General features: G+C 54.8%; 17 protein-coding genes and 1 pseudogene. 14 read left to right on the top strand and 4 right to left on the bottom strand.

Annotated elements, in window-relative coordinates; all coding sequences use genetic code 11:
- Positions 1-13: 13 nt before the first annotated feature.
- The 8 genes from CSA35_04650 (at position 14) to CSA35_04615 (ending at position 8564) form a co-directional block, all read left to right on the top strand.
- The gene (locus CSA35_04650; protein ID PIE54664.1) at positions 14-214 is read left to right on the top strand and encodes a hypothetical protein; all 201 of its coding nucleotides are present in this window, start codon (positions 14-16) and stop codon (positions 212-214) included.
- Positions 211-2124, top strand: coding sequence for a DNA topoisomerase (ATP-hydrolyzing) subunit B (gene gyrB / locus CSA35_04645; GenBank protein PIE54663.1), 1914 nt, complete (start codon positions 211-213; stop codon positions 2122-2124). Before CSA35_04650 ends, gyrB begins: the two co-directional genes overlap by 4 nt.
- A 90-nt stretch (positions 2125-2214) precedes the next feature.
- Entirely contained in the window at positions 2215-3735 is a 1521-nt protein-coding gene (locus CSA35_04640) for a hypothetical protein (protein PIE54662.1), read from the top strand.
- A 13-nt stretch (positions 3736-3748) separates the two neighbouring features.
- Complete coding sequence (locus CSA35_04635; GenBank protein ID PIE54661.1) at positions 3749-4150, top strand: hypothetical protein; 402 nt, start codon at positions 3749-3751, stop codon at positions 4148-4150.
- Positions 4151-4231: 81 nt separating this feature from the next.
- The gene (locus CSA35_04630) at positions 4232-5227 is read left to right on the top strand and encodes a hypothetical protein (GenBank protein PIE54660.1); all 996 of its coding nucleotides are present in this window, start codon (positions 4232-4234) and stop codon (positions 5225-5227) included.
- A gap of 114 nt (positions 5228-5341) precedes the next feature.
- Complete coding sequence (locus CSA35_04625) at positions 5342-6100, top strand: ABC transporter ATP-binding protein (protein ID PIE54737.1); 759 nt, start codon at positions 5342-5344, stop codon at positions 6098-6100.
- Entirely contained in the window at positions 6094-7053 is a 960-nt protein-coding gene (locus CSA35_04620; GenBank protein PIE54659.1) for a sugar ABC transporter permease, read from the top strand. The genes CSA35_04625 and CSA35_04620 overlap by 7 nt, the downstream gene beginning before the upstream one ends.
- Before the next feature lie 101 nt (positions 7054-7154).
- Entirely contained in the window at positions 7155-8564 is a 1410-nt protein-coding gene (locus CSA35_04615) for a peptidase M20 (GenBank protein ID PIE54658.1), read from the top strand.
- Here the strand turns inward: CSA35_04615 and CSA35_04610 are convergent.
- The gene (locus CSA35_04610) at positions 8559-10058 is read right to left on the bottom strand and encodes a galactose-1-phosphate uridylyltransferase (protein ID PIE54657.1); all 1500 of its coding nucleotides are present in this window, start codon (positions 10056-10058) and stop codon (positions 8559-8561) included. The two genes, CSA35_04615 and CSA35_04610, sit on opposite strands and share 6 nt — an antisense overlap.
- Positions 10059-10118: 60 nt before the next feature.
- Here CSA35_04610 and CSA35_04605 point away from each other — a divergent pair, with 60 nt between their 5' ends.
- A complete protein-coding gene (locus tag CSA35_04605; protein PIE54656.1) occupies positions 10119-10847 on the top strand; it encodes a hypothetical protein in 729 nt (242 codons plus the stop codon).
- Between the two features lie 18 nt (positions 10848-10865).
- Here the strand turns inward: CSA35_04605 and CSA35_04600 are convergent.
- Positions 10866-11194: pseudogene (locus CSA35_04600) on the bottom strand (sugar ABC transporter ATP-binding protein).
- A gap of 156 nt (positions 11195-11350) precedes the next feature.
- Between CSA35_04600 and CSA35_04595 the strand changes: the two are divergent.
- The 3 genes from CSA35_04595 (at position 11351) to CSA35_04585 (ending at position 14614) form a co-directional block, all read left to right on the top strand.
- Positions 11351-11929, top strand: a complete 579-nt coding sequence (locus CSA35_04595) for a DNA-3-methyladenine glycosylase I (protein PIE54655.1) — start codon at positions 11351-11353, stop codon at positions 11927-11929.
- 565 nt (positions 11930-12494) lie between these two features.
- Positions 12495-13832, top strand: coding sequence for a sodium-dependent transporter (locus tag CSA35_04590; GenBank protein ID PIE54654.1), 1338 nt, complete (start codon positions 12495-12497; stop codon positions 13830-13832).
- A gap of 23 nt (positions 13833-13855) precedes the next feature.
- Entirely contained in the window at positions 13856-14614 is a 759-nt protein-coding gene (locus CSA35_04585; protein ID PIE54653.1) for a hypothetical protein, read from the top strand.
- 1 nt (position 14615) lies between these two features.
- On the opposite strand, the gene CSA35_04580 is transcribed toward CSA35_04585, so the two are convergent.
- Complete coding sequence (locus CSA35_04580) at positions 14616-16277, bottom strand: hypothetical protein (protein ID PIE54652.1); 1662 nt, start codon at positions 16275-16277, stop codon at positions 14616-14618.
- 17 nt (positions 16278-16294) lie between these two features.
- Positions 16295-16804, bottom strand: coding sequence for a hypothetical protein (locus CSA35_04575; GenBank protein ID PIE54651.1), 510 nt, complete (start codon positions 16802-16804; stop codon positions 16295-16297).
- Between the two features lie 227 nt (positions 16805-17031).
- Here CSA35_04575 and CSA35_04570 point away from each other — a divergent pair, with 227 nt between their 5' ends.
- Both CSA35_04570 and CSA35_04565 read left to right on the top strand, forming a co-directional pair.
- Entirely contained in the window at positions 17032-18663 is a 1632-nt protein-coding gene (locus tag CSA35_04570; GenBank protein PIE54650.1) for a peptide ABC transporter substrate-binding protein, read from the top strand.
- A 101-nt stretch (positions 18664-18764) separates the two neighbouring features.
- Entirely contained in the window at positions 18765-20198 is a 1434-nt protein-coding gene (locus CSA35_04565; protein ID PIE54736.1) for an aminopeptidase, read from the top strand.
- The last annotated feature ends 76 nt before the right edge of the window (positions 20199-20274 follow it).

The following is a 20274-nucleotide window of genomic DNA, read 5'->3' as shown; positions in this document are numbered from 1 at the left end:
GGAGAGCTGATTCATGTTTATTCTGCTGGAATCCCAAGACGTAATAGCCCTGGAGCGAGTCGTTGCTCTGATCAAGAATGACCTGGGAACGACCGTCGTGACTGACGATGGCTCTCGACGGAGCTCGGTTTTTCGTCCTGAGACCTTGAGGCGACGACTGTTTCCCAGGTGCTTAGTCCAGCAAGCCGGTACGGAAGGAGATTTTTCCATATGAGCGACAGTGTGGCCCAGTCCCAATATACAGCCCAGAGCATTCAGATACTTGAGGGGCTGGAGGCGGTACGAAAACGTCCGGGCATGTATATCGGCGATACAGGGAGCCGAGGTCTTCATCATTGTGTCTACGAGGTTGTGGACAACGCCGTTGATGAGGCTCTTGCGGGGTATTGCTCCAGGATCACCGTCACCATTCACACCGACGGAAGCGTTTCCGTGGCCGATGATGGCCGAGGTATTCCTGTGGATCCCCATCCCTCCAGTGGCCGTCCCGCCTGCGAGGTTGTCCTGACGGTTCTTCACGCCGGGGGCAAATTCGACAACGATACGTACAAGGTCTCCGGCGGACTTCATGGCGTCGGAGTATCGGTGGTGAATGCCCTCTCGTCCTGGCTTGAGCTGGACATCCGTCGGAGTGGTCACGCCTGGGCCCAGCGTTTTGAACGGGGTATCCCTGTCACTGACCTGGAGGGCGGATACGACACGAATGAGCGGGGAACCACGGTCCATTTTATGCCCGACGATGAGATATTCGAGGATGTGCTTTTTTCCTCGGAGCTGCTGAGTAACCGATTCCGAGAGATGGCCTTCCTGAATCCGGGGCTTAAGATCGTCTTGGTGGATCAGCGGGAGGAAAAGGAGTGGACTTTCCACTACGAGGGGGGGATCGCGTCCTTTGTGGAGTACCTGAACCGGGACAAGTCCTCTCTCTTCCCCCTGCCCAGGGTCGTCTCCGGGGAGAGAGACGGGGTCTCGGTTGAGATGGGATTCCAGTACAACGACGGTTATCATGAGCGGCTCTTTTCCTTTGCAAATCTTATCCACACCATGGAGGGCGGAACTCACGTTGCAGGTCTTCGGTCAGCGCTTACCCGGGCGATCAACGAGAGCGCCCGTCGTAACAAGGTTTTGAAGGATAAAGACGCCAACCTCACCGGGGAGGACCTCAAGGAAGGGCTCACCTGTGTGATCTCCGTCAAGCTGGGAGATCCCCAGTTTGAGGGACAAACCAAGACCAAGCTTGGAAACAGCGAGGTCAAGGGGATCGTGGACTCGGTTGTTTACGAGGGGCTCCTGGCAGCGCTGGACGACGATCCAACGGTGCTTCGTCCCGTCGTGGAAAAGGCCATCAAGGCTCGTCAGGCCCGAGAGGCGGCCAAAAAGGCCCGTGAGCTGGTTCGTAAGACGGCTATGACCGGCCTGAACCTGCCAGGAAAGTTGGCCGACTGCTCGGGAAAGGATCCCACTAGCTGTGAGCTCTACATCGTCGAGGGCGATAGTGCTGGAGGCAGCGCCAAACAGGGCCGGGACAGGGGGTTTCAGGCTATCCTTCCCCTTCGGGGCAAGATCCTGAATGTCGAGAAGGCTCGCCTGGACCGGATTCTGAGCAGTAAGGAGATCCGAACCATCATCCAGGCCCTTGGCTGTGGCATCGGAGAGGACTTCGACCTGTCCAAACTCCGGTATCATAAAATCATCATCATGACCGACGCTGACGTGGATGGAGCTCATATCAGTACGTTGCTTCTCACGTTTTTCTATCGATACATGAGAGAACTGGTAGAGGGCGGATATATCTATCTGGCACAACCCCCTCTGTATCGGACCCAGATAGGCAAGCGAGGAGAGTACCTCTTCAGCGATAAGGAGCTTCGGGCATTTATGGTGAGCCACCAGGAGACGGAAAAAAAGATATCAGTTCAGCGGTATAAAGGACTGGGCGAGATGAACCCTGACCAGCTCTGGGAGACCACCATGGATCCCCAGAACAGGGTTATGAAACGCATCGAGGTGGACGACGCTCTGGCGGCCGACGAGTATTTCAGCATCCTTATGGGCGATAAAGTGGAGCCTCGTCGGGAATTTATCCAGGCTCACGCTCACGAGGTGCGTAACCTGGATGTGTAGGTGTGAGTCACGATTGGGGAAACTCGATCGTTGGTTTCGTGTGCAGAAAGGTACATCTGCTTCGAAAATATTTATAAGGGGAAAGAAAGAATGAAAAAAAAAGCTGCGTTGTTTTGTGTTATTTCGCTTCTCGCCTTGACGAGACTTGCTTGGGCAGAGTCTTTCGTCCCTGGTGAGGCCTTGGCTGTCTTTGCCAATATGTCGAGCAGGTCGGTAACGGCCTCGTCGGTTACACGAGGCCCTTTTAGGGCTCGGGCGGAAGCCATGGCGGCGTCTGTGGGAGCTCGGGTGGTCCGAACCTACGGGGAACTGTCCCAGGCGGGAGACCAGATATTTGCCCTCATCAGATCTGAAACCCGAAGCACTGAGGAGCTCGTTCGGGAACTCCAAAAACGTCCTGACGTGCTGGCAGCCTCGCCCAACTTTATAGTGCATGCCACACGGGATCCCGACGATCCTGGGTTTAGCGGAGACAACCTCTGGGGGCTGCAAGCCATCAGTGCTCCCTGGGCCTGGGATGTGATCACCGGCAGCGACGATATCTACGTTGCCGTTATGGACTCGGGGGTTTGTATCTCCCACGAGGACCTGGCTGCCAACCTTGATCGTACGTTCAGCCGAAACTTCGTGGTGGAGGAAGGGCAGAGCTCCCCCGTGTTCTCGGACTACGAGGATGGCAATGGCCATGGTACCCACGTCTCAGGCATCATCGGCGCAGTGGGGAACAACAAACTGGGTGTCGTGGGGGTCAACTGGAAAGTCCGTATCATCACCCTGAGGGTCCTGGACGATAATGGAGTAGGAGCCATAAGCTGGGAGATTGATGCCATCAACTACCTGTTGGGGCTTCTCCGGGAGCATCCAGATATGAAGCTCCCGGCGGTGAACCTCTCTCTGGGAGGATATGACAGCACGACGCCCGAGGATATGAAGACGATGCCCGAATGGCTTGCGTACAAGCTTCTGAACGACACAGACAGGACTCTCATCGTTGTAGCTGCCGGTAACGAAGGACTTGAGGTGGGGCAACCGGCCCCTCTCGATGATCCATGGGAACCTGCCCTGTATTGCAAAGGGGCTTTTGCGTACCCCGCGTCCTTTGTGGGCCTGAAGAACATGATCGTTGTCGGAGCGGCTGTCTCTAACGGTTCGGCGGCGCCTTTTTCGAACTGGAGTCCCACGGCTGTTGACCTTGTGGCACCTGGTTTCGATATCGTGAGTACCGTATTTCCAGACGCACCAAAAGGCGAGGGGACAACCTACGGAACGTACTACGGCTCCATGAGCGGCACATCCATGGCAACTCCCTTCGTTGCCGGTGCTGCGGCCCTGCTGGCGAGTTGTACTCCTGAGTATACTGCCTCTCAACTCAAGGATGCGCTGCTCCAGGGTGCAGACCAGGAACGAAACCCGACAGCGACGGCGTTCACCAACGTTAGAGCCGCGCCTCTCTCGGCCTTTGGCTATCTCAATGTGAACGAAGCTATGGGCTATCTCTCCAGAAAGTCCTCTTCCGGTGGCGGCGGGGGCTGTATGGTGGGGCACTCCGGGATCGGTCTCGCAGTCGTGTTTTTGGTCTCGGGAATGGTTTTTCTGAGAAAACGACGGTAGGAGGGAGAGGAATATGGACAGGCTCAAATGGGTTATCTCCGCCGTTTTTTTGGTGACTCTCCTGGCCTCGATGGCCTGGTCCTCCGGGGCTTCTGATGGTCAGGTCTTGGTGGTGCTGAAAAACCCCTTTGACGAGCCTCTGACAATTCAGGCCCTCAATGGGGTGGCTGGACGCTTCTATGTAGCCAAGGTCGCATGGAGCGTGGGGGCTCGAGTAGTGAGTGTCTATCAGGAGCTTTCTCAGGCAGGAGGAACTGTCTTTGCCCTGTTCGAATCGGACATTTCAGCTGAAGATCTGACTGCGGCTTTACGGGAACGTCCTGAGGTCCTGGCTGTCTCTGTCAACGGTACCGTCCAGATACAGGGGTTTCCCGAGAATGGTGCTGTAACAGAGGACGTCTCTGACTCTCACTGAGAATTTGTGCTGTGCCTGTGGGCTCGTGGTATAATACCCCCAGAGGGTTTATTGGGCAGGCGAGAGAGGAGGCATCACCTCATGAAAATGAATAAAAATTTAGGAGCCGTTATCGTAGTTGCTGTTTGTTTGATGACGGCTTCCGCTGTAGGGGCTGAACTTGCTCCCAGTGGGGAGGGGCTTCGGGTGTGGTTCGATACAGGCGGACCTGTAGGCGGGCCCTATAACACCATCGTTGCCAATGGGGCCAGGCAGGCAGCTCGGGATATGGGGTGTGAGCTGGCCCTGGTCTATTCGGACTGGAGCCCCGAGAAGATGCTGGAGAACTTCAAAAACGGTCTGGCGACCCTTCCCGATGGTATGATCGTCTACGGTGCTCCCGGAGACGACGCCTACGAGCCCCTGATACAAGAGGCTTTCGATAAAGGCATCGTCGTGACTGCTATCGACGCGTCTCTGCCGAGACTTCAGCCCATGTATCAGTCCAGAGGGTTCGGATTTGTGGGGCCCAACGGATGGAAGCAGGGCGAGGACTTGGCCAAGGAGGTCCTCCGTAGGGGCAAATTTAAAAAGGGCGACCGGGCTTTCGTCTGGGGGCTCAAGCGACTGAAAAACCGAGGCGAACGGGCCCGGGGAATCCTCAAGACCTTTGAGGATGCCGGACTGGTTGTGGACTATATGGAGATATCTCCTGAGGTTAACAAGGACACCGCTTTGGGAACCCCTATCGTTACGGGCTATCTCTCAAGCCATCCTGATTGCAAAATAATGATCATGGATCATGGTGCCCTCACGTCCCAGGTGGGGAATTTTCTGCGGGCGGCGGGCGTGAAGCCCGGAGAGATTTTTGTGGCTGGTTTCAGCCTGTCCCCGGCCACGGCTCAGGCCATCGACGAAGGGTATCTGACTCTGGTCTCGGAGCATCAGCCCTATCTGCTGGGGTATCTCTCGGTCCTTCAAGTTGTTCAGACCAAAAGATACGGCTTTGGCGGTCTGGTGGTGGATACCGGCGGCGGATTCATCTCCGCCGAGAACGTAAAGACCGTCGCGCCTCTGGCAGCTCAGGGGATTCGCTGATATCCTCATCACGGGGCGAAAAAATATACAGTGGACGGGGGACGAAGGCGAACGCTTTCGGCCCCCGTTTGGCTGAAGGGACGCTCCGGTCGTATTCGGAAAGCAGGTGAGTGGGTGGACAACTTGGTGGAGATGAGGGGGCTCGTCAAATCCTTTGGATCGGTGGAAGCCCTGCGGGGCGTGGATTTTGAGCTTCGGAGGGGCGAAGTTGTCGCCCTCTTGGGAGACAACGGAGCGGGCAAATCAACACTGATCAAGATCCTTTCGGGGGTGTATCGCCCTGATTCCGGGACAATGTCCGTCGCCGGACATGCGGTGGATTTTCGTCGGTACGGTGTGGCTCAGGCCCGAGCTCTGGGGGTGGAGACGGTCTATCAGGAACGCTCCCTGGGCGAGCGTCAACCCCTATGGCGAAACGTCTTTATTGGGCGTCATCGGACGAATCGATGGGGCTTTATCGACGTGAGGCGTGAGAAAAAAGAGACCATGGCCTTGCTCTCGTCGGTTTTGGGGTTTAGAGGAGCGGGACTCTCCGCAAATGCCAGTGTATCTACACTGTCAGGTGGCGAACGTCAGGGATTGGCTATAGCCCGGGCCATGCACTTCGGTGCCGAGATCATCGTTCTGGACGAACCTACCACGGCCCTGGCTCTGAGCGAGGTGGAGAAGGTCCTGTCCTTCATCCGTTCTATCGGAGCTGATGGGCGAGGATGTGTGGTGATCAGCCATGATTTGGGGCACGTCTACCGTGTGGCTGATCGATTCGCAATCATGGATCGAGGCCGGATCGAAGGGGTGTACGAGAAAGCGGACATCTCTGCCGAAGAGCTTATGGCCCGCATGGTGCATCTTCTTGAGGCCCCGTCATGCTGAACATCTCCCGATCTTATCGCCCACAACTCCTCGTCACCCTGGCTTTGGGACTCCTCCTATCGGTCTTTGCTGTCGCGAGCCCACAGACCTTCCTGGGCATGCGGATATACCGTTCTTTTATGTCCACTATCCCGGTGACCGCCGTCCTCGCCATAGGTATGACCCTTCTCGTGGTCGTGGGAGAGATGGACCTGAGCTTCCCATCAGTCTCTGCTGCTTCGGCGTTCCTCTTCGCAGAGGTCTACCTGGGGACGGGCTCGTCGTGGTTGGCCGCTTTACTTGCTTTGGTCGCTGGCGGAGTTATGGGCTGGGTTAATGGTCTCATCGTGGTTCGTATCGGCGTGCCGTCCATCATCGCTACCATCGGAACTCAGTTCTTTTGGCGGGGACTTATTCTTCTTTTATCCGACGGTGTGGCTCGGAGTCTGGCCTCCCTTCGGGGCGGGAGCTTTCATACCGTACTCGTGGGGCGTGTGGCTGGTGAAATACCTGCTCAGGCCCTCTGGGGGGTAGCCATAGCCCTGGGGTTGGCTCTCCTCCTGAACCGCCATCCCTTTGGAGACGCTCTGCTTTTTATTGGAGATAACCGTAAAGCGGCGGCCATGATGGGTATCCCGGTTCGGTCGGTTCGGGTTCGGGCGTTCGTTCTCATGGGGGTATTGGCTGCCCTTGCCGGTTTGATGTCCACCGTGGAACTCACCAACTGGTGGCCCACTCAGGGCGAGGGGTACATGCTTTTGGTCTTTGCGTCGGTGTTTGTCGGGGGGACATCGGCCTATGGAGGACGAGGAACTATCTATGGCTCTCTGATCGGCTCGGTAATCATCGGAATTATCGAGGCTGGGATCATCAGCGCCGGTCTGGCCGGATTCTGGACGAGGCTGGTCCACGGATTGATTATCGTTATCTCGGTTTCCATATACACGGTTATGGCCCGGCGAGCCGATGAATAGGTTCATAAGCGATCTCTTTAGCGTATTCACTGTTATCTCGGTCGAGATCCCCTTATAATGTATCAGGTAATTTTGACAGCATGGGCAAAGGAGGTATAGTCATGGATACGTTGAGAGAACAAATCGATGCCATGAAAGACGATCTAGTGGCCGCCATCAGAGAGAATGTGGCCATTAAGAGTGTGGAGGGGGAGCCCGAACCTGGTGCGCCGTTTGGATCCGGTCCCAAGGCCGCTATGGATAATTTTGTCGCCATCGCCGAGAGACTGGGCTTCCGGACCGGTGTTTTCGAGAACATGGTTGCCTGGGCTGAGCTGGGAGATCCCCAGGCCGAGCTGGTGACAATTTTAGGCCACGTGGACGTCGTTCCCGAGGGCGATGGTTGGTCCTGCGACCCCTACAAGGGCAAGATCGAGGACGGGATGCTCTATGGCCGGGGCGTCATGGATGATAAAGGCCCCATCGTGGGGGCCCTCTTTGCTTTGAAGGCTATCGCCGATCTGAAAATTCCCCTCAAACGGCGGATTCGAGTCATGGTCGGGACAAACGAGGAAACCGGCAGCAAGGCCGTGGCTCGATACGTGGAGGCCGGTCAGGATCTACCGGTGGCCGGGTTCACCCCCGACGCGGAGTATCCCCTGATCAACGGCGAGAAGGGATCGGCAACAGTTGAGCTCTCTGCTCCTTTCGCCGCAGTTGGGCCGATCCAGGTTCTGTCCTTCGATGGCGGGGTTGCCTTCAACTCGGTTCCCGCCCGGGCTGTCGCTCATGTTATGGTCGAGCCCGGTATGGAGGAGCGTCTCTTGTTTACCGCATCCTTCTGGAAAGGACCTCAGGGTACCTCACTCACCGTGGAGGACTGTGGAGATCGCCGATTCTGTCTCTGTATGACCGGTGTTCCGGCCCACGGTAGTTTGCCTCAAAAGGGAGTTAACGCTGTAGCTTGGCTCGTAAAGGTTCTTCGGCTCCTTGGCGTCAGTGGCGAACAGGGAAAGACTCTTGCCTTGTTGGATCGTCTCGTAGGAACAGAGTGTTACGGAGAGAGCTTGGGGGTTTGCCGCTATGACGATGTCTCTCGATACACATCGGTCTGCTGGGGGACCATGAAGAGCGATGGGGATGCCGTGCGGTTCTCACTGAACGTCCGATTCCCCGTCAGCTTCAAGTTGGAAGAGGTGCTCCCCGATCTGCAAAGAGCTTTCGACGACGAGGATCTTCAGGTTCTCTCGATCCACACCCATCCTCCCCTGTACATGCCCGAGGATTCGGAGCTTGTAGCTAAACTCATGGACGTGTACCGTCGAGAGACCGGTCGAACTGACGACAGGCCCATGTCCATTGGAGGAGGAACCTACGCCAAGGCCATGCCCAACGTGCTGGCTTTTGGGCCAACCATGCCTGGTGAGCCCTCCAATATCCACGAGGCGAATGAATGCTGGGCCGTGGATAATATCATAACGAGTACCAAGATCGTGGCGGCTGCTATGGTCTCCCTGGCCGGTGGCCTATAGCCCTTTCAGGATTTTGTCGACAAACCGGTCCAGGTGCCTCCAGCCAGGGGCGTTGTCTTCGTAAACGCCGCAGTCCTGCAGAGCTTTCAGAAAAACAGTTCCGATCTCCTGACGGAGGACCGAGTTGGCTTGGTCCTCCGTCAGGTTATGTCCATGTTCTTTCACAAGTTTCTGACCCCAAAGCGTGTGAGGTGATTCTGGGGGAAGCTTGTCATGGCACCCCATAAGGGCCGCTCGAATGGGTTCCAGACCGGGGAGAAGCCGCCCCGGAAGGATGGCGAGCCCCATGACCTCCATGAGGCCGATATTTTCCTTTTTGATATGGTGTCGTTCGGGGCGGATGTGAAAGACGCCGTGGGGATGGTCCTCGTTGATCCGATTATTTCTGAGAGCTAAATCCATCTCGTAGGCGTCTTGTGCTTTTCGCCCTATGATGCTGAGCGAGTTGTGCCTCACAATGTGTCCGTCCTTCGTTGACGTGGGGATGATGCCGGACTCCCTGTCCTCGTATGCCTGCCACGTTTGGATGATGACCGAGGCCAGGGCCTCCATCTCCGAGCGGTCATCCGTTCGGAGTCTGATCGTGGTCAAAGGCCAGTGAAGGGCCTCAACCGTTGTGTTACCGGTTGTCCATGATCGACGCACCGTGGCCTTTTGAATAGGGAAATCCCAACACCCTCCCTGGAAGTGATCATGATCCAGAATAGACCCGCCAACGATGGGCAATGCAGCGTTCGAGCCCAGGAAGAAGTGGGGGAAAATATCGAGGAAATCCAGAATCCGAACGACCGTCTCCGGACTGATGACCATGGGGCGATGCTTCTTGGAAAAGACGATACAGTGCTGGTGGTAGTATACGTAGGGTGAGTACTGGAAGAACCAGGGCTCTCCTCCCAGATTCAGGGGGACGATCCGATGATTGGATCGCTCGGGGTGCCCGGGCTGGCTCCAGAACCCGGCGTTCTCCGGGCAGAGAAGGCATCTGGGGTATCCCGTTTCTGACTTGGGTGCAGCGATGTCCCGAGGGTCCTTCTCCGGCTTGGAGCGATTCACGCTGATTTGAAGGTCTCCGTAAATTGTTTGCGTTATCCACCGCAGATCCCTGGATGCCAGGTCGAGTCGAACGTCCTTGGTTGCCCCGGAAAATCGATAGAACCACTGGGTCGCTGCCTCGGGACCATTATCTTCCAGTTGCTCTCGGAATGTCCGGGCCACGTGGCTGTTCGAAGGCGTCAGGATGCTCATAATGCGGCCGGTACAGGCCTCCGGTGAGAGGTGGCCCCAGGGATGTCCTGTCTGTCGAAGGTGATCCAGGAGGCCATAGATGGCCTCCATTTCATTACCGTCGGCGGGTGGGGCAGGAGGGGGGGCGATGTCCAATATCCCATGGAGTGAGTTGGTCAGGACCGGTCGGTCCAGCTCCTCCGCCAGGCCCTCTCGGAGGGCATATGTTACCAATACCTGTATCCAGTGACTGGGCTGTTGTATCGTCATGGGACCTCCTGTATATATGCTGTTCGATGGAGCACCTTTTTGAGCGAAAAGAGAATAGCAATGAAGGATAGATTATACACCTTATGGGAGACCCTCTACGGTGACCGTGGCGGAACCGGGGTCTTCTTTGCCCCCGGTCGGGTGAATCTCCTGGGCGAACATACCGACTGTTACGGTGGCTTTGTCCTCCCCTGTGCTGTAGATCAGGGGACCTGGGTTATCGGTCGTCGTCGGACGGATTCCCTGGTTCGAGTCTGGTCCAATAACTTTCCCCAGGAGGACTCGGCGAGCTTTGATCTATCCGAGCTGGTCTACGTGCCAGATCATCGCTGGGTCAACTACCCTAAATCCAGCATCTGGGCCCTGGCTGAGCGGAATATTCGTCTCCCTTCGGGGGTGGACGCCATCTATTGGGGGAATCTGCCAGGAGGCGGAGAACCGCTTTATGGGCCTTCAGTCGGGCATTATGGATCAGTTCGCTGTGGCTCTCAGTCGACGAGGATATGGCCTCTCCCTGAACTGCGCTACCCTGGACTATCGTCCTGTCCCGTTGGATCTGAAAGATCGTGTCCTCCTGCTCCTGGACACGGGCAAGCGACGAGAGCTGATGTCGTCACAGTACAATCTCCGGCGTCAGGAAATCGGCTTGCCTTGCCCCTGAACGTGTTTTGTACGATCTCACAGCGAAGTTTTACTTTTTTGCCACGTACTTTCGGATGTCGAACGCCACGGCAGCTTTTCTGTTTCCCCCGATGGCGTACATATTCATCCCCAGGTGGGGCTTGTTGAACAAGACCCACCTGTATCTCATGTTACGTAGAGGTTTGCCAGTCTTATCAGCTTTTCCTCTGTGGCGAGGGGCTCGTCGACGATACCAGCGAGGCGCCCCTAGCTCATGAGCATGATTCGATCACTCATTCCGGGCAGCTCAGGGGGAGCTCGGACGAGATCATGATGATGCTCTTACCTTGTTCGGCCAGTCGAGCCATGATTCTGTATATCTCGTACTTGGCACCCACGTCGATTCCTCGGATAGGCTCGTCGAGAATGAAGATCTCCGGGTCGATGAGAAGCCATCGAGCGAAGAGTACCTTTTGCTGGTTCCCTCCCGAGAGGCTTCTGAGTTTGTTATTGAGGCGTCTTTTGGGACATCCGCTGTGATCAGGGACGACCTCTTAGCTGAAATGTTGCTCAAACCCCTTATAATACAGTTTCGCTGTAAAATCGTTGCTGTCAATTGTACAGAGGAGTTGCATGTGTTTCCCTGCTAACTGTAATGAGGAGGATATTTAATGAACGAAAAAACGAGATGTCCTTGGTGTGGGAGCGATCCGTTGTACGTTCTGTACCACGATAATGAGTGGGGAACTCCCGTTAGAGACGAGAGTCGTCTTTTCGAAATGCTCATTCTGGAGGGAGCTCAGGCGGGGTTGAGCTGGATCACTATTCTGAGGAAAAGACAGGCGTATTACCGGGCCTTCGATGGTTTTGATGTGGACTCTGTTGCCAGATATGGGTCGGATCGTGTGGGAATCCTGCTTCGGGATCCCGGGATCGTGCGGAACCGTCGTAAGGTGGAATCGGCGGTAAGCAATGCTCGAGCAGTCGTGAAGATCAGGGATGAGTGGGGAAGCTTCGGGGTGTATCTCTGGTCCTTTGTGGGTGGTTCTCCTTTGATAAATCGTTGGGAACGACCGGAGCAGGTTCCCTCTGAGACCGCTATATCCAGAGCTATATCAAAGGACATGAAGCGGCGGGGGTTTTCCTTCGTCGGGCCGGTCATCCTCTACTCTTTCATGCAGTCCGTTGGCTTGGTGAACGATCACTTGATTGGTTGTTTCCGCCACCCCAGTCGAGAACGATTACCCTGAATAAGGGCCTCTACGTTGGATCTCTAAGTACGAGTAGTCCTGTTATGGATTTACACCTCGTCCAAATAGGTTGAAGTAGTTCCCCGTTTCGTTTAAGCCATCCGTCTTAGAAGCTTATCACCATGAACTGGTGTGTTGCGGTATTGCACGTATCTTTTTTAGTTTCCTCTTTGACCTGGCTCGAAAAAGATCGCCAGAGATATATTGTCACATGGGCATCTCTAAAACCCTACATCCAAGTCTCCCAACCTCAGGTCGTTCCGCCAGAGACCTGTCTCGCCCCAGTCGATACTTCACGACGGCAGGTCAAAAACACGAAGCTCGAATGGGCTCCGTCGAAACGACCTGAGGCGAGTTTCTGAGTTTTTAGAGGTGCCCTACTGTTATTGGTGGATTGTGACTCTAAATCAAATGCCTATAAAACTTTGTATTCTGCTCAGAAAACCCTAATGAGTCCGATATTTTTTTCTTTTGCCCTATGATCCAATTAGTAGTATTGTTTTTTTGACGTACATGATTGTTTTGTTGTTGATATTCGCTTCAATAAATTAAGGGGGCGTTTGTTGTGCAGGAAGCAAAGGGTCGTGGAGAGTGGAGTAGCAAATTAGGGTTCATACTTGCTGCGGCTGGGTCTGCCATCGGTCTGGGGAGTATCTGGCGGTTTCCGTACATAGCGGGACAGTCGGGCGGAGCGGCGTTCGTCCTTGTCTATTTTCTTCTCGTGTTTACCATAGGTATATCTCTCATGATGGGTGAGATCGTGATCGGCAAAAAGGGGCGGCTTAACGCCGTGGGCTCTTTTCGAGCTCTTGGTGGCTCCCGGTGGTCTTTGGTCGGTTGGGGCGGAGTGATCGCATCGTTCATCATCCTGTCCTATTATGGCGTTATCGGTGGCTGGACCGTGGCGTACATCTTCAAATCTTTCACTGGGCTTATGGGGGTATCCGCTGCCGGAGATGTGGCTCGTATCTTCCAGGACTTTATCTCCGATGGCTGGCAGGTGGTTCTGTATCAGGTGTTGTTCATGGCAGGCACGGTTTTCGTGGTCTTTCGTGGGGTCAGTGGCGGCATTGAACGACTCTGTACCTTCTGCATGCCGGCGTTGTTTTTGCTTATGATCCTGCTTATCGGACGATCAGTCACTCTTCCCGGAGCTATGGAAGGGCTCTCTTTCTTCTTGAAACCAGATTTTTCAAAGATTACGGGGAAGGTTTTTCTCTCGGCCATGGGGCAGACTTTTTTCTCTCTGTCCTTGGCGCTCGGGGTCATGATCATCTACGGAAGCTATCTTCCTGATGATTCCAATATTCTTGGGGCCAGTGCCCAGATCTGTTTCCTCACCTTTCTTGTCTCTCTGATGGCCGGGCTCATTATATTTCCGTCTCTGTTTGCCTTTAGCCTGGAGCCCGGGGCCGGAGCGGGGCTTACCTTCATCACTTTGCCCGTGGTGTTTGCCAAGATGCCAGGAAGTGTTTTTTGGTCCGCTTCTTTTTTCGTCCTGTTCTTCTTCGCTGCTTTGACGTCGTCCATATCCTTGCTTGAAGTGGTCGCATCGTATTTTATCGATGCCCTGAGCTGGTCCAGACGGAAGGCCACCCTCGTGGTGGGGGGCGTGATCACCTTGATGGGGCTCCCCTCGGCTCTTTCTCAGGGGGCTGTGGAAATCACTGTCTTTGGACTTTCCTTTTTGGATGCCGCCGATTTCTTCGCATCCAACATTCTCATGCCTGTGAGCGGCTTCTTCACGGTGCTTTTCCTCGGTTGGTGGATTCCCGACGCAGTGGTGGATGGGGTCGTCAATTCGGGTACTCCTGGAATGAAAGAGCGTGTATGGTTGTGGATTTTAAAGATTATCGCTCCTATATGTATCTTGGTCATTTTCATTGCCGGGCTTCGATGGTAGAGTACCTGTAGAAGGGGGTGTCCATGATGATGAAAAAACTGAGGTTGGTGTCAGTTGTTTGCTGCCTTCTCGCTCTGGGCATCGGGGTATCCTGGGGGGAGTCGCGACTTGAAGGCATCATGCGCCGGGGTGAACTGGTAATTGCCCTGGCGGATTTCGAGAACAGGCCGTTTTTTTTTGAAGAGGATGGGCAGCTTCAGGGACTGGACGTGGATCTGGGCAAGCTTATCGCCCAAGAGATCGGTGTGAAGCCTCGATTTATTCGGCTTTCCTGGGATGGCCTTATCGCTTTGTCCTGGTACAGTAGTTATCCGTGGAAACAGTACGATCTGGCTATTGCCACTATTACCATCCGGCCGAGCAGGTCTCGGGCCTGCAGCTTCTCCGAGTGCTACTTCTACACGGGACAAAAACTCCTTGTTCGAAAGGGGGCAGGATTCGAGACCGCCATGGACCTGGAGGGAAAGTCCGTGGCGGTTCTGGCGGGGTCTACGGGATACGAGACGGCTAAGTCGGATCTGGCTGCTCAGACGGTAATTGTGGATAGTCCGGAGGCTTTGGTCCAGGCTCTTCTGGCAGGAGAGGTGGATGCTGTCCTTTCGGATGCGACAATCGTTGATCTGGCAGCAAAGAACGACCCTGACCTGGTCGCGATGGATGGCATGATCACTACGGAACGCTACGGGGTTGTCATGCCAAAAGACGCACAGGATCTGAAGCCCCTTGTGGATAAGGTGATCGTGGAGAAGCGACGGGGCCTCTACGAGAAGTGGTTTAAGTAACTTAATCCTTCTGATCCATCGAGAGGGGAACCCCATTTGGGCTTTTCTTGTTTTCTTTTTTTATTCTGTATTTTCCTACCTCGGGGCGATAAAAGGGAAGGGCCTGGGCTACCGAGAGCTTCAGGCTTCTGAGCATGCTGTCATCCGGGGGGATCAGCTCCCAATCGGTGACCAATCGAAACAAGGGATGGGTCAGGGTGACCGTGAGGGTCTTTGGCAGCCTGGGAGCCTCTTCGGGTGGTGTTTCCAACAGCTGGAGATCGGGTAAATCACCCTGTGGAAGAACCGCCAGCGCTGTTGCGGACAGAGACGTACGCCAACCTTGATTCTCTGGCGACCAGGTGACCTGGACGTCCATAGAGCATGGAACGTCGATCCAGTCTGACGGGAGCTCCAGTCTGACTGAGCTTTTGTCGCTTTTGGCCAGGGAGAGCCTCATCCGAGCGACCTCTTTGTTCAACCAGTTTATGCAGGTTGTGGATGTACAGTGAGCTGCCAGCGAAAGAATATCTCCCCGGCGTATCCTGGGATCGGTCACGGCTCGCTCTGTCGTCTCGTTCAATCCTCGGAGGTCACCGGCGTCCAGAAGGATTGTCCCTAAAACTCGGGCGCATAACGAGACCAAGTGCCCGTTGTCCATGTTTCTTTGAAGGTTCTCCCTCGCCTGTGGGATCAGGCCAAGTCGAGCCTGAACGATGGCACTCAGCAGAAAACACTGCCAGTCGTCGTCCGTACAGTTACCTTCCAAAACCTCCAGGCATCGAAGCGTCTGAGTATGCTCCTCCTCGGAAAGAAGAGCGATGCTCTCCATGGCGCTCAGGACAAGGAGGGGATCCCGAATGAAAATACCCTTGTACGTACCCTCGTATCGTTTAAAACAATACAGGGCACCTTCGGTGTTTCTGTCGGGACGTTGGGTCTCGGCCATTCCCAGATAGAACCACAGGGGGGGAAATTCTGCGAAGGCTGGCTGGTCCTCAAGAAGACGTCTCAGGCGTCGGGACAGGCGCACCGGATCGTGCTCGGTCAGAATGGTCACGAAATGGTCCATCTCCTTGCCACTCAGTCGAACCTTTATGCCCGAGTCGTATTTGCTCACCAGCTCCCAGGATATACGGAGCATGTCCTTTCGGAGCTCCGTGAGCTTACGGATCTGGCCGTCAGTGAGGTCTACCTTGCCTCGGAGGTCCTGCCGATAGGTCTCCCTGTTTCGGGCATAATCGTACCATGGAGCGCCTCGTCGGGAGATCACAGCCAACGCCGCCGCCTGGGGTGAGTCGAAACGCATGAGGCCTTCGTATATCTCCCTGTGCGTCTTTCTGGTGAAAACACTCTGAACCTGCTTCCAGAGACGATCGGCTTCGGAACGATCTACCATATCTCCCAGCGACTCGATAATCTGTATCACCTGTTCGTCTTGAATGGCGGACAGGTTGAGTTCTCCCGCCAGGACGTCGTACTCTCGGGCAAGGAGCAGGGCATCATGGGTCTCCACGGCTCGAGCCAGACCAAAGTCAAGGTAATTCAGGAGCTGGAAGACCCGAAGGGCGGCTCCGTGTTCTTTGTCCCACGGCAAGGCTAAAGCCTGTCCCGAATCAGGATGCCCCCCAATCAATCCAAGAGCCACTGTGATAACGGCAGCCCACAGAATCGGCTTTTTCATAGCAACTCGGCGGCCTCTTATGCGGTATCTCCGGCCTGATCAGGCTCAGTCTCTACACTGCCATCGTCCGTCTCGGTTCGGGCTGACAGGGACGGGTGGAAGACCTTCTTCATCAGGGGGATAAGGCCTGATTCAGCCTTAGCGATCTCCTGCTCTGCCTCCTTCAGGACACTTTCCCATGCTGTGGCAAATCCCGGAGTGCGGGCGTACATCAGATGTATCGCTTTGTCGTAGACGTAGAGGGTCTTGAGCTCGGCTCTCTTGGGTTTTTGAGAGAGAGTCGCCATTGTCATCTCCATGGATGCTAATTTTTTTCTCATTTCCTCGTTCTCACGAATATACTGGGCGTTATTCTGGGCCGACGTAGATATCTGGGCGTTCAGGCCCTCCTTCATTCGCATCAGTTCCTTGGTAATCTTTCCGTTTTTGATCATACCCTGAATCCAGATGAACAGGGCTACGACGAGGCCTAAAATAAGCCCCTGAACAAAGGGATTGTTGAAAAAAACGTTGGTTATGCTATCCATTCGGAGTCCTCCTCGATAAAGACGGAATTTCACGGACAATGCCGCATTGCTTCCCTATTATACCGTCATCGTCAGCCCTCTGTCACTGAAACGGATTTTTTTCGACGTCGCAAGGCACTGAATTGACAAGGATGGTATCATAATATGGAGGGGACGGATATGCCTCGTTCGTTTGTTTCGGTTCGATTGTGTATCGAGGCGATTTTTTGGGGGAGGTGTACAGGGGAATGAAAAATTTCAGTTTAGCGTTGCTTATCGGTGTTATGTTCGGTCTTTTGAGTATGGGGGTGGCCTTTGCGTCCGATGCTCCGGTCATGGGTGGCACGTTGGTCTGGCGGCTTGTTAACGATCCTCCGAAAATGGATCCCGCTCAGGCAACGGACACCACGTCCAGCAGGGCTCTGAATATGGTCTGTCAAGGTCTGGTGGGGTATGATCCCGATGGCAAAGGTGTCGTGCCCGAGATCGCTAAAAGCTGGGATGTCAACGACAATGCCACCGTCTGGACTTTCCATCTTCGGAAGGGGGTCAAATTCCACAAGACGGTCGAGGGAAAACCCACGGCCAACGGGGGCCGTGAGGTGAAAGCTGAGGATTTCAAATACAGTTTTGAGCGTCTTGTCAGGGAAAATTCTCCAAGAGCGTACTTTGTGGAGCAGATCAAGGGATATAAGGATTTTACCGATAAAAAGGTCGATGAATGGTCTGGCATTAAGGTCCTGGACGATTACACGATCCAGTTCACTCTTGATCGTCCTTTTGCTCCGTTTTTGTTTATCCTGGCGTACAACTCCTTCACAGTTGTTCCTAAGGAGGATGTGGAGAAGTGGGGGAAGGACTTCAATTTCCATCTCGTGGGAAGTGGCCCCTTTATGCTTGATGGGTGGGACCACGATAACCAGGTCGTGTTGGTCAAAAACCCCGACTTTTGGAAGAAGGACGACCAGGGCAGTCCCCTGCCGTATCTGGACAAGATCGTCTACCGGGTGATCCCGGACAACAGCGTGGCCTATCTGGAGTTCAAAAAAGGTAACATAGACATCCTGCAAGATGTCCCCGATGAGTTCTACCAAGAGGTTAAGGAAACGTACAGCGAGAGTGGTTTTCAGGAGCGTCCCTGGATGGGAACGTACTACTATGGCTTCAACAACTCTCAGGAACCTTTCAAGAGTAACCACAAGCTTCGCCAAGCTTTGAACTATGCCGTCAACCGGGAGGCTATCAGCGAGCTCGTCATCAATGGACGGTATTCTCCGGCCCGGGGCGTACTGCCTCCTGGTATGCCGGGCTACAATCCGAACCTGAAGGGCTACGAGTTCAACCCTGAGAAAGCTAAAGCGCTTCTCAAGGAAGCGGGATACGAAAAGGGTGTTGAGCTTACCCTGCAATACAACAATAACCCAAGACACCGCTCCATCGCTGAGGCCATCCAGGCGCAGGTGGCTGATCTTGGTATTAAACTCAAACTGAAGGCGCAGGATTGGGGAACCCACTTGGACACCTGTTCCCGGGGAGAATTCGAGATGTTCCGTATGGCCTGGGTCGTGGACTATCCTGATCCTGATAACTTCCTCTACGTCCTGCTGGACTCGGATAACTTTGGTTCCAAAGGAAACTACTCCCGGTACAAAAACCCTCAGGTCGATACCTGGCTACGCCAGGCTCGGGCTGAGACGAATTGGGATAAACGGGTTGAATTGTACCAAAAAGCGGAGCAGCAGATCGTGGGGGATGCACCATGGATCTTCCTGTTCCACTACACGACCAGCTTAGTCCACGGCCCGAAGGTGAAAAACGTCTTCCTTCCTGCCATGGGCGATTACACTACCGATCTGACTGATATCTGGATTGCCAAGTAACGTACCTGTATAACCGGGCCCCTCCTGGTGAGGGGTCCTTTTAGTTTGAGCCCTCGGCGAGAGAGTCGAGGAAGTATTACATGGGAGGTCTGTCACGTATGATGAATGTCGAGGTTTTTTCCGGGGATGCTCCGGTGGTTCCTGCCGTCGCCGTACTGTATTATGAAGGGCAGGATATGAGCAAGATCTGGGGCGGAGCCGCCGAGACGGCAGCCCGTCATTTCGGTGCCATCGGCAGGAAAAACGAGTGGTTCCGTTTCCCGTCGCTTGATGGAGGGGCGGAGGTATTTCTTGTGGGGCTGGGAAAGAAAAAAGACGTGCCTACGGGGGCTGTCCGGGACGGCGTCGCCGAGACAGTTCGTCGGCTGGGAGCCCTGGGGATCGCTCAAGCAGCCGTGATCTTTCCTGATGGCCTTGACGAAGACCTGAGCGCTGCTGCCGCTGAGGGAGCCGTTCTGGGGAACTATCGATTCGACCGGTTCCGTACCCCCAAGGAAGGCGATCGGACCGTTCCCATGGAGTCCTTATTTTTGATGGGTGGGCACCAGTCCGCTGTCGACAGAGGTGTCATCCTGGGGCGAGCCCAGACGGAAGCCCGAGATCTGGCTAACAGGCCGGGGAACGATATCACCCCTCAAACTTTGGCCGAGCGAGCTCAAAAAATTGCTGAGGAAACGGGGCTTGAATGTGAGATCTGGGATGAGACAAAAATACAGGCCGAGGGAATGTCGGCACTCTGGCATGTGGGTAAAGGTTCCCAGACGCCACCTCGATTCATACATATGATCTACCGTCCCAAAGAGAGAGCAAAAAAGAAAGTTGTCTTTGTGGGTAAGGGGATCACCTTCGACAGCGGGGGACTCTGCATCAAGAACAGGGTTGGTATCCGGACCATGAAATGTGATAAAACCGGTGGCTGCAATGTTTTAGCCATCATGAAAGCCGTAGCGGCTCTGACGCCGGATATCGAGGTCCATGGTGTCGTCGGTGCCGCTGAGAACATGCCTGACGGAGCTGCCTACCGCCCCGACGATATCGTTCGGGCTAAAAATGGCAAGACCATTGAAATCGTCAACACCGACGCCGAGGGACGAGTCACCCTGGCCGACAGTCTCTCTTTTGCCTCCGAGCTCCAGCCCGATGTCATCGTGGATATGGCCACGCTCACGGGTGCTGCCGTCACGGCGCTGGGTAACTATACTGCCGGACTCCTCTGTGACCACGACGACCTGAGTCGAGCCATTATGGACGCTGGGTGTCGAGCCGGCGAGCGATTCCACCACTTCACCATGGACGATGACAAACTTCGGGAGCAGATCGACTCTCCTGTGGCAGATCTCCTGAACTCGGGGGGGCCAGGAGGTGGCATGATCACCGCCGGAATGTTCCTCAAGGAGTTTGTGAATCCTGATATTCCCTGGGCCCATTTGGATATCGCCGCTGTCGATTTCTATGAGAAGCCTTTTGGATGCTATGGTAAGGGTGCCAGTGCCTTTGGAGTTCGAACCTGCCTGGAGTATATTCGTTCTCTGTAGAGTGGACGTTGGCCTTGAACTGTTTGTCGAGACGAAAAGATGAGGGCTTTTTAAGCCCTCATCTTTTCGTCTCTTG

Source organism: Dethiosulfovibrio peptidovorans (assembly GCA_002748665.1).
Lineage (GTDB): Bacteria > Synergistota > Synergistia > Synergistales > Dethiosulfovibrionaceae > Dethiosulfovibrio > Dethiosulfovibrio peptidovorans_A.
Note: the sequence above shows the minus strand (reverse complement) of the source record. Positions and strands in the feature narration are given on the sequence as shown.

Excerpts from the sequence above, each read along its gene's own strand:
- CSA35_04650 (PIE54664.1), top strand. The coding sequence starts at position 14 with ATGTTTATTCTGCTGGAATCCCAAGACGTAATAGCCCTGGAGCGAGTC.
- gyrB (PIE54663.1), top strand. The coding sequence starts at position 211 with ATGAGCGACAGTGTGGCCCAGTCCCAATATACAGCCCAGAGCATTCAG.
- CSA35_04640 (PIE54662.1), top strand. The coding sequence starts at position 2,215 with ATGAAAAAAAAAGCTGCGTTGTTTTGTGTTATTTCGCTTCTCGCCTTG.
- CSA35_04635 (PIE54661.1), top strand. The coding sequence starts at position 3,749 with ATGGACAGGCTCAAATGGGTTATCTCCGCCGTTTTTTTGGTGACTCTC.
- CSA35_04630 (PIE54660.1), top strand. The coding sequence starts at position 4,232 with ATGAAAATGAATAAAAATTTAGGAGCCGTTATCGTAGTTGCTGTTTGT.
- CSA35_04620 (PIE54659.1), top strand. The coding sequence starts at position 6,094 with ATGCTGAACATCTCCCGATCTTATCGCCCACAACTCCTCGTCACCCTG.
- CSA35_04615 (PIE54658.1), top strand. The coding sequence starts at position 7,155 with ATGGATACGTTGAGAGAACAAATCGATGCCATGAAAGACGATCTAGTG.
- CSA35_04610 (PIE54657.1), bottom strand. The coding sequence starts at position 10,058 with ATGACGATACAACAGCCCAGTCACTGGATACAGGTATTGGTAACATAT.
- CSA35_04605 (PIE54656.1), top strand. The coding sequence starts at position 10,119 with ATGAAGGATAGATTATACACCTTATGGGAGACCCTCTACGGTGACCGT.
- CSA35_04595 (PIE54655.1), top strand. The coding sequence starts at position 11,351 with ATGAACGAAAAAACGAGATGTCCTTGGTGTGGGAGCGATCCGTTGTAC.
- CSA35_04585 (PIE54653.1), top strand. The coding sequence starts at position 13,856 with ATGATGATGAAAAAACTGAGGTTGGTGTCAGTTGTTTGCTGCCTTCTC.
- CSA35_04580 (PIE54652.1), bottom strand. The coding sequence starts at position 16,277 with ATGAAAAAGCCGATTCTGTGGGCTGCCGTTATCACAGTGGCTCTTGGA.
- CSA35_04575 (PIE54651.1), bottom strand. The coding sequence starts at position 16,804 with ATGGATAGCATAACCAACGTTTTTTTCAACAATCCCTTTGTTCAGGGG.
- CSA35_04570 (PIE54650.1), top strand. The coding sequence starts at position 17,032 with ATGAAAAATTTCAGTTTAGCGTTGCTTATCGGTGTTATGTTCGGTCTT.
- CSA35_04565 (PIE54736.1), top strand. The coding sequence starts at position 18,765 with ATGAATGTCGAGGTTTTTTCCGGGGATGCTCCGGTGGTTCCTGCCGTC.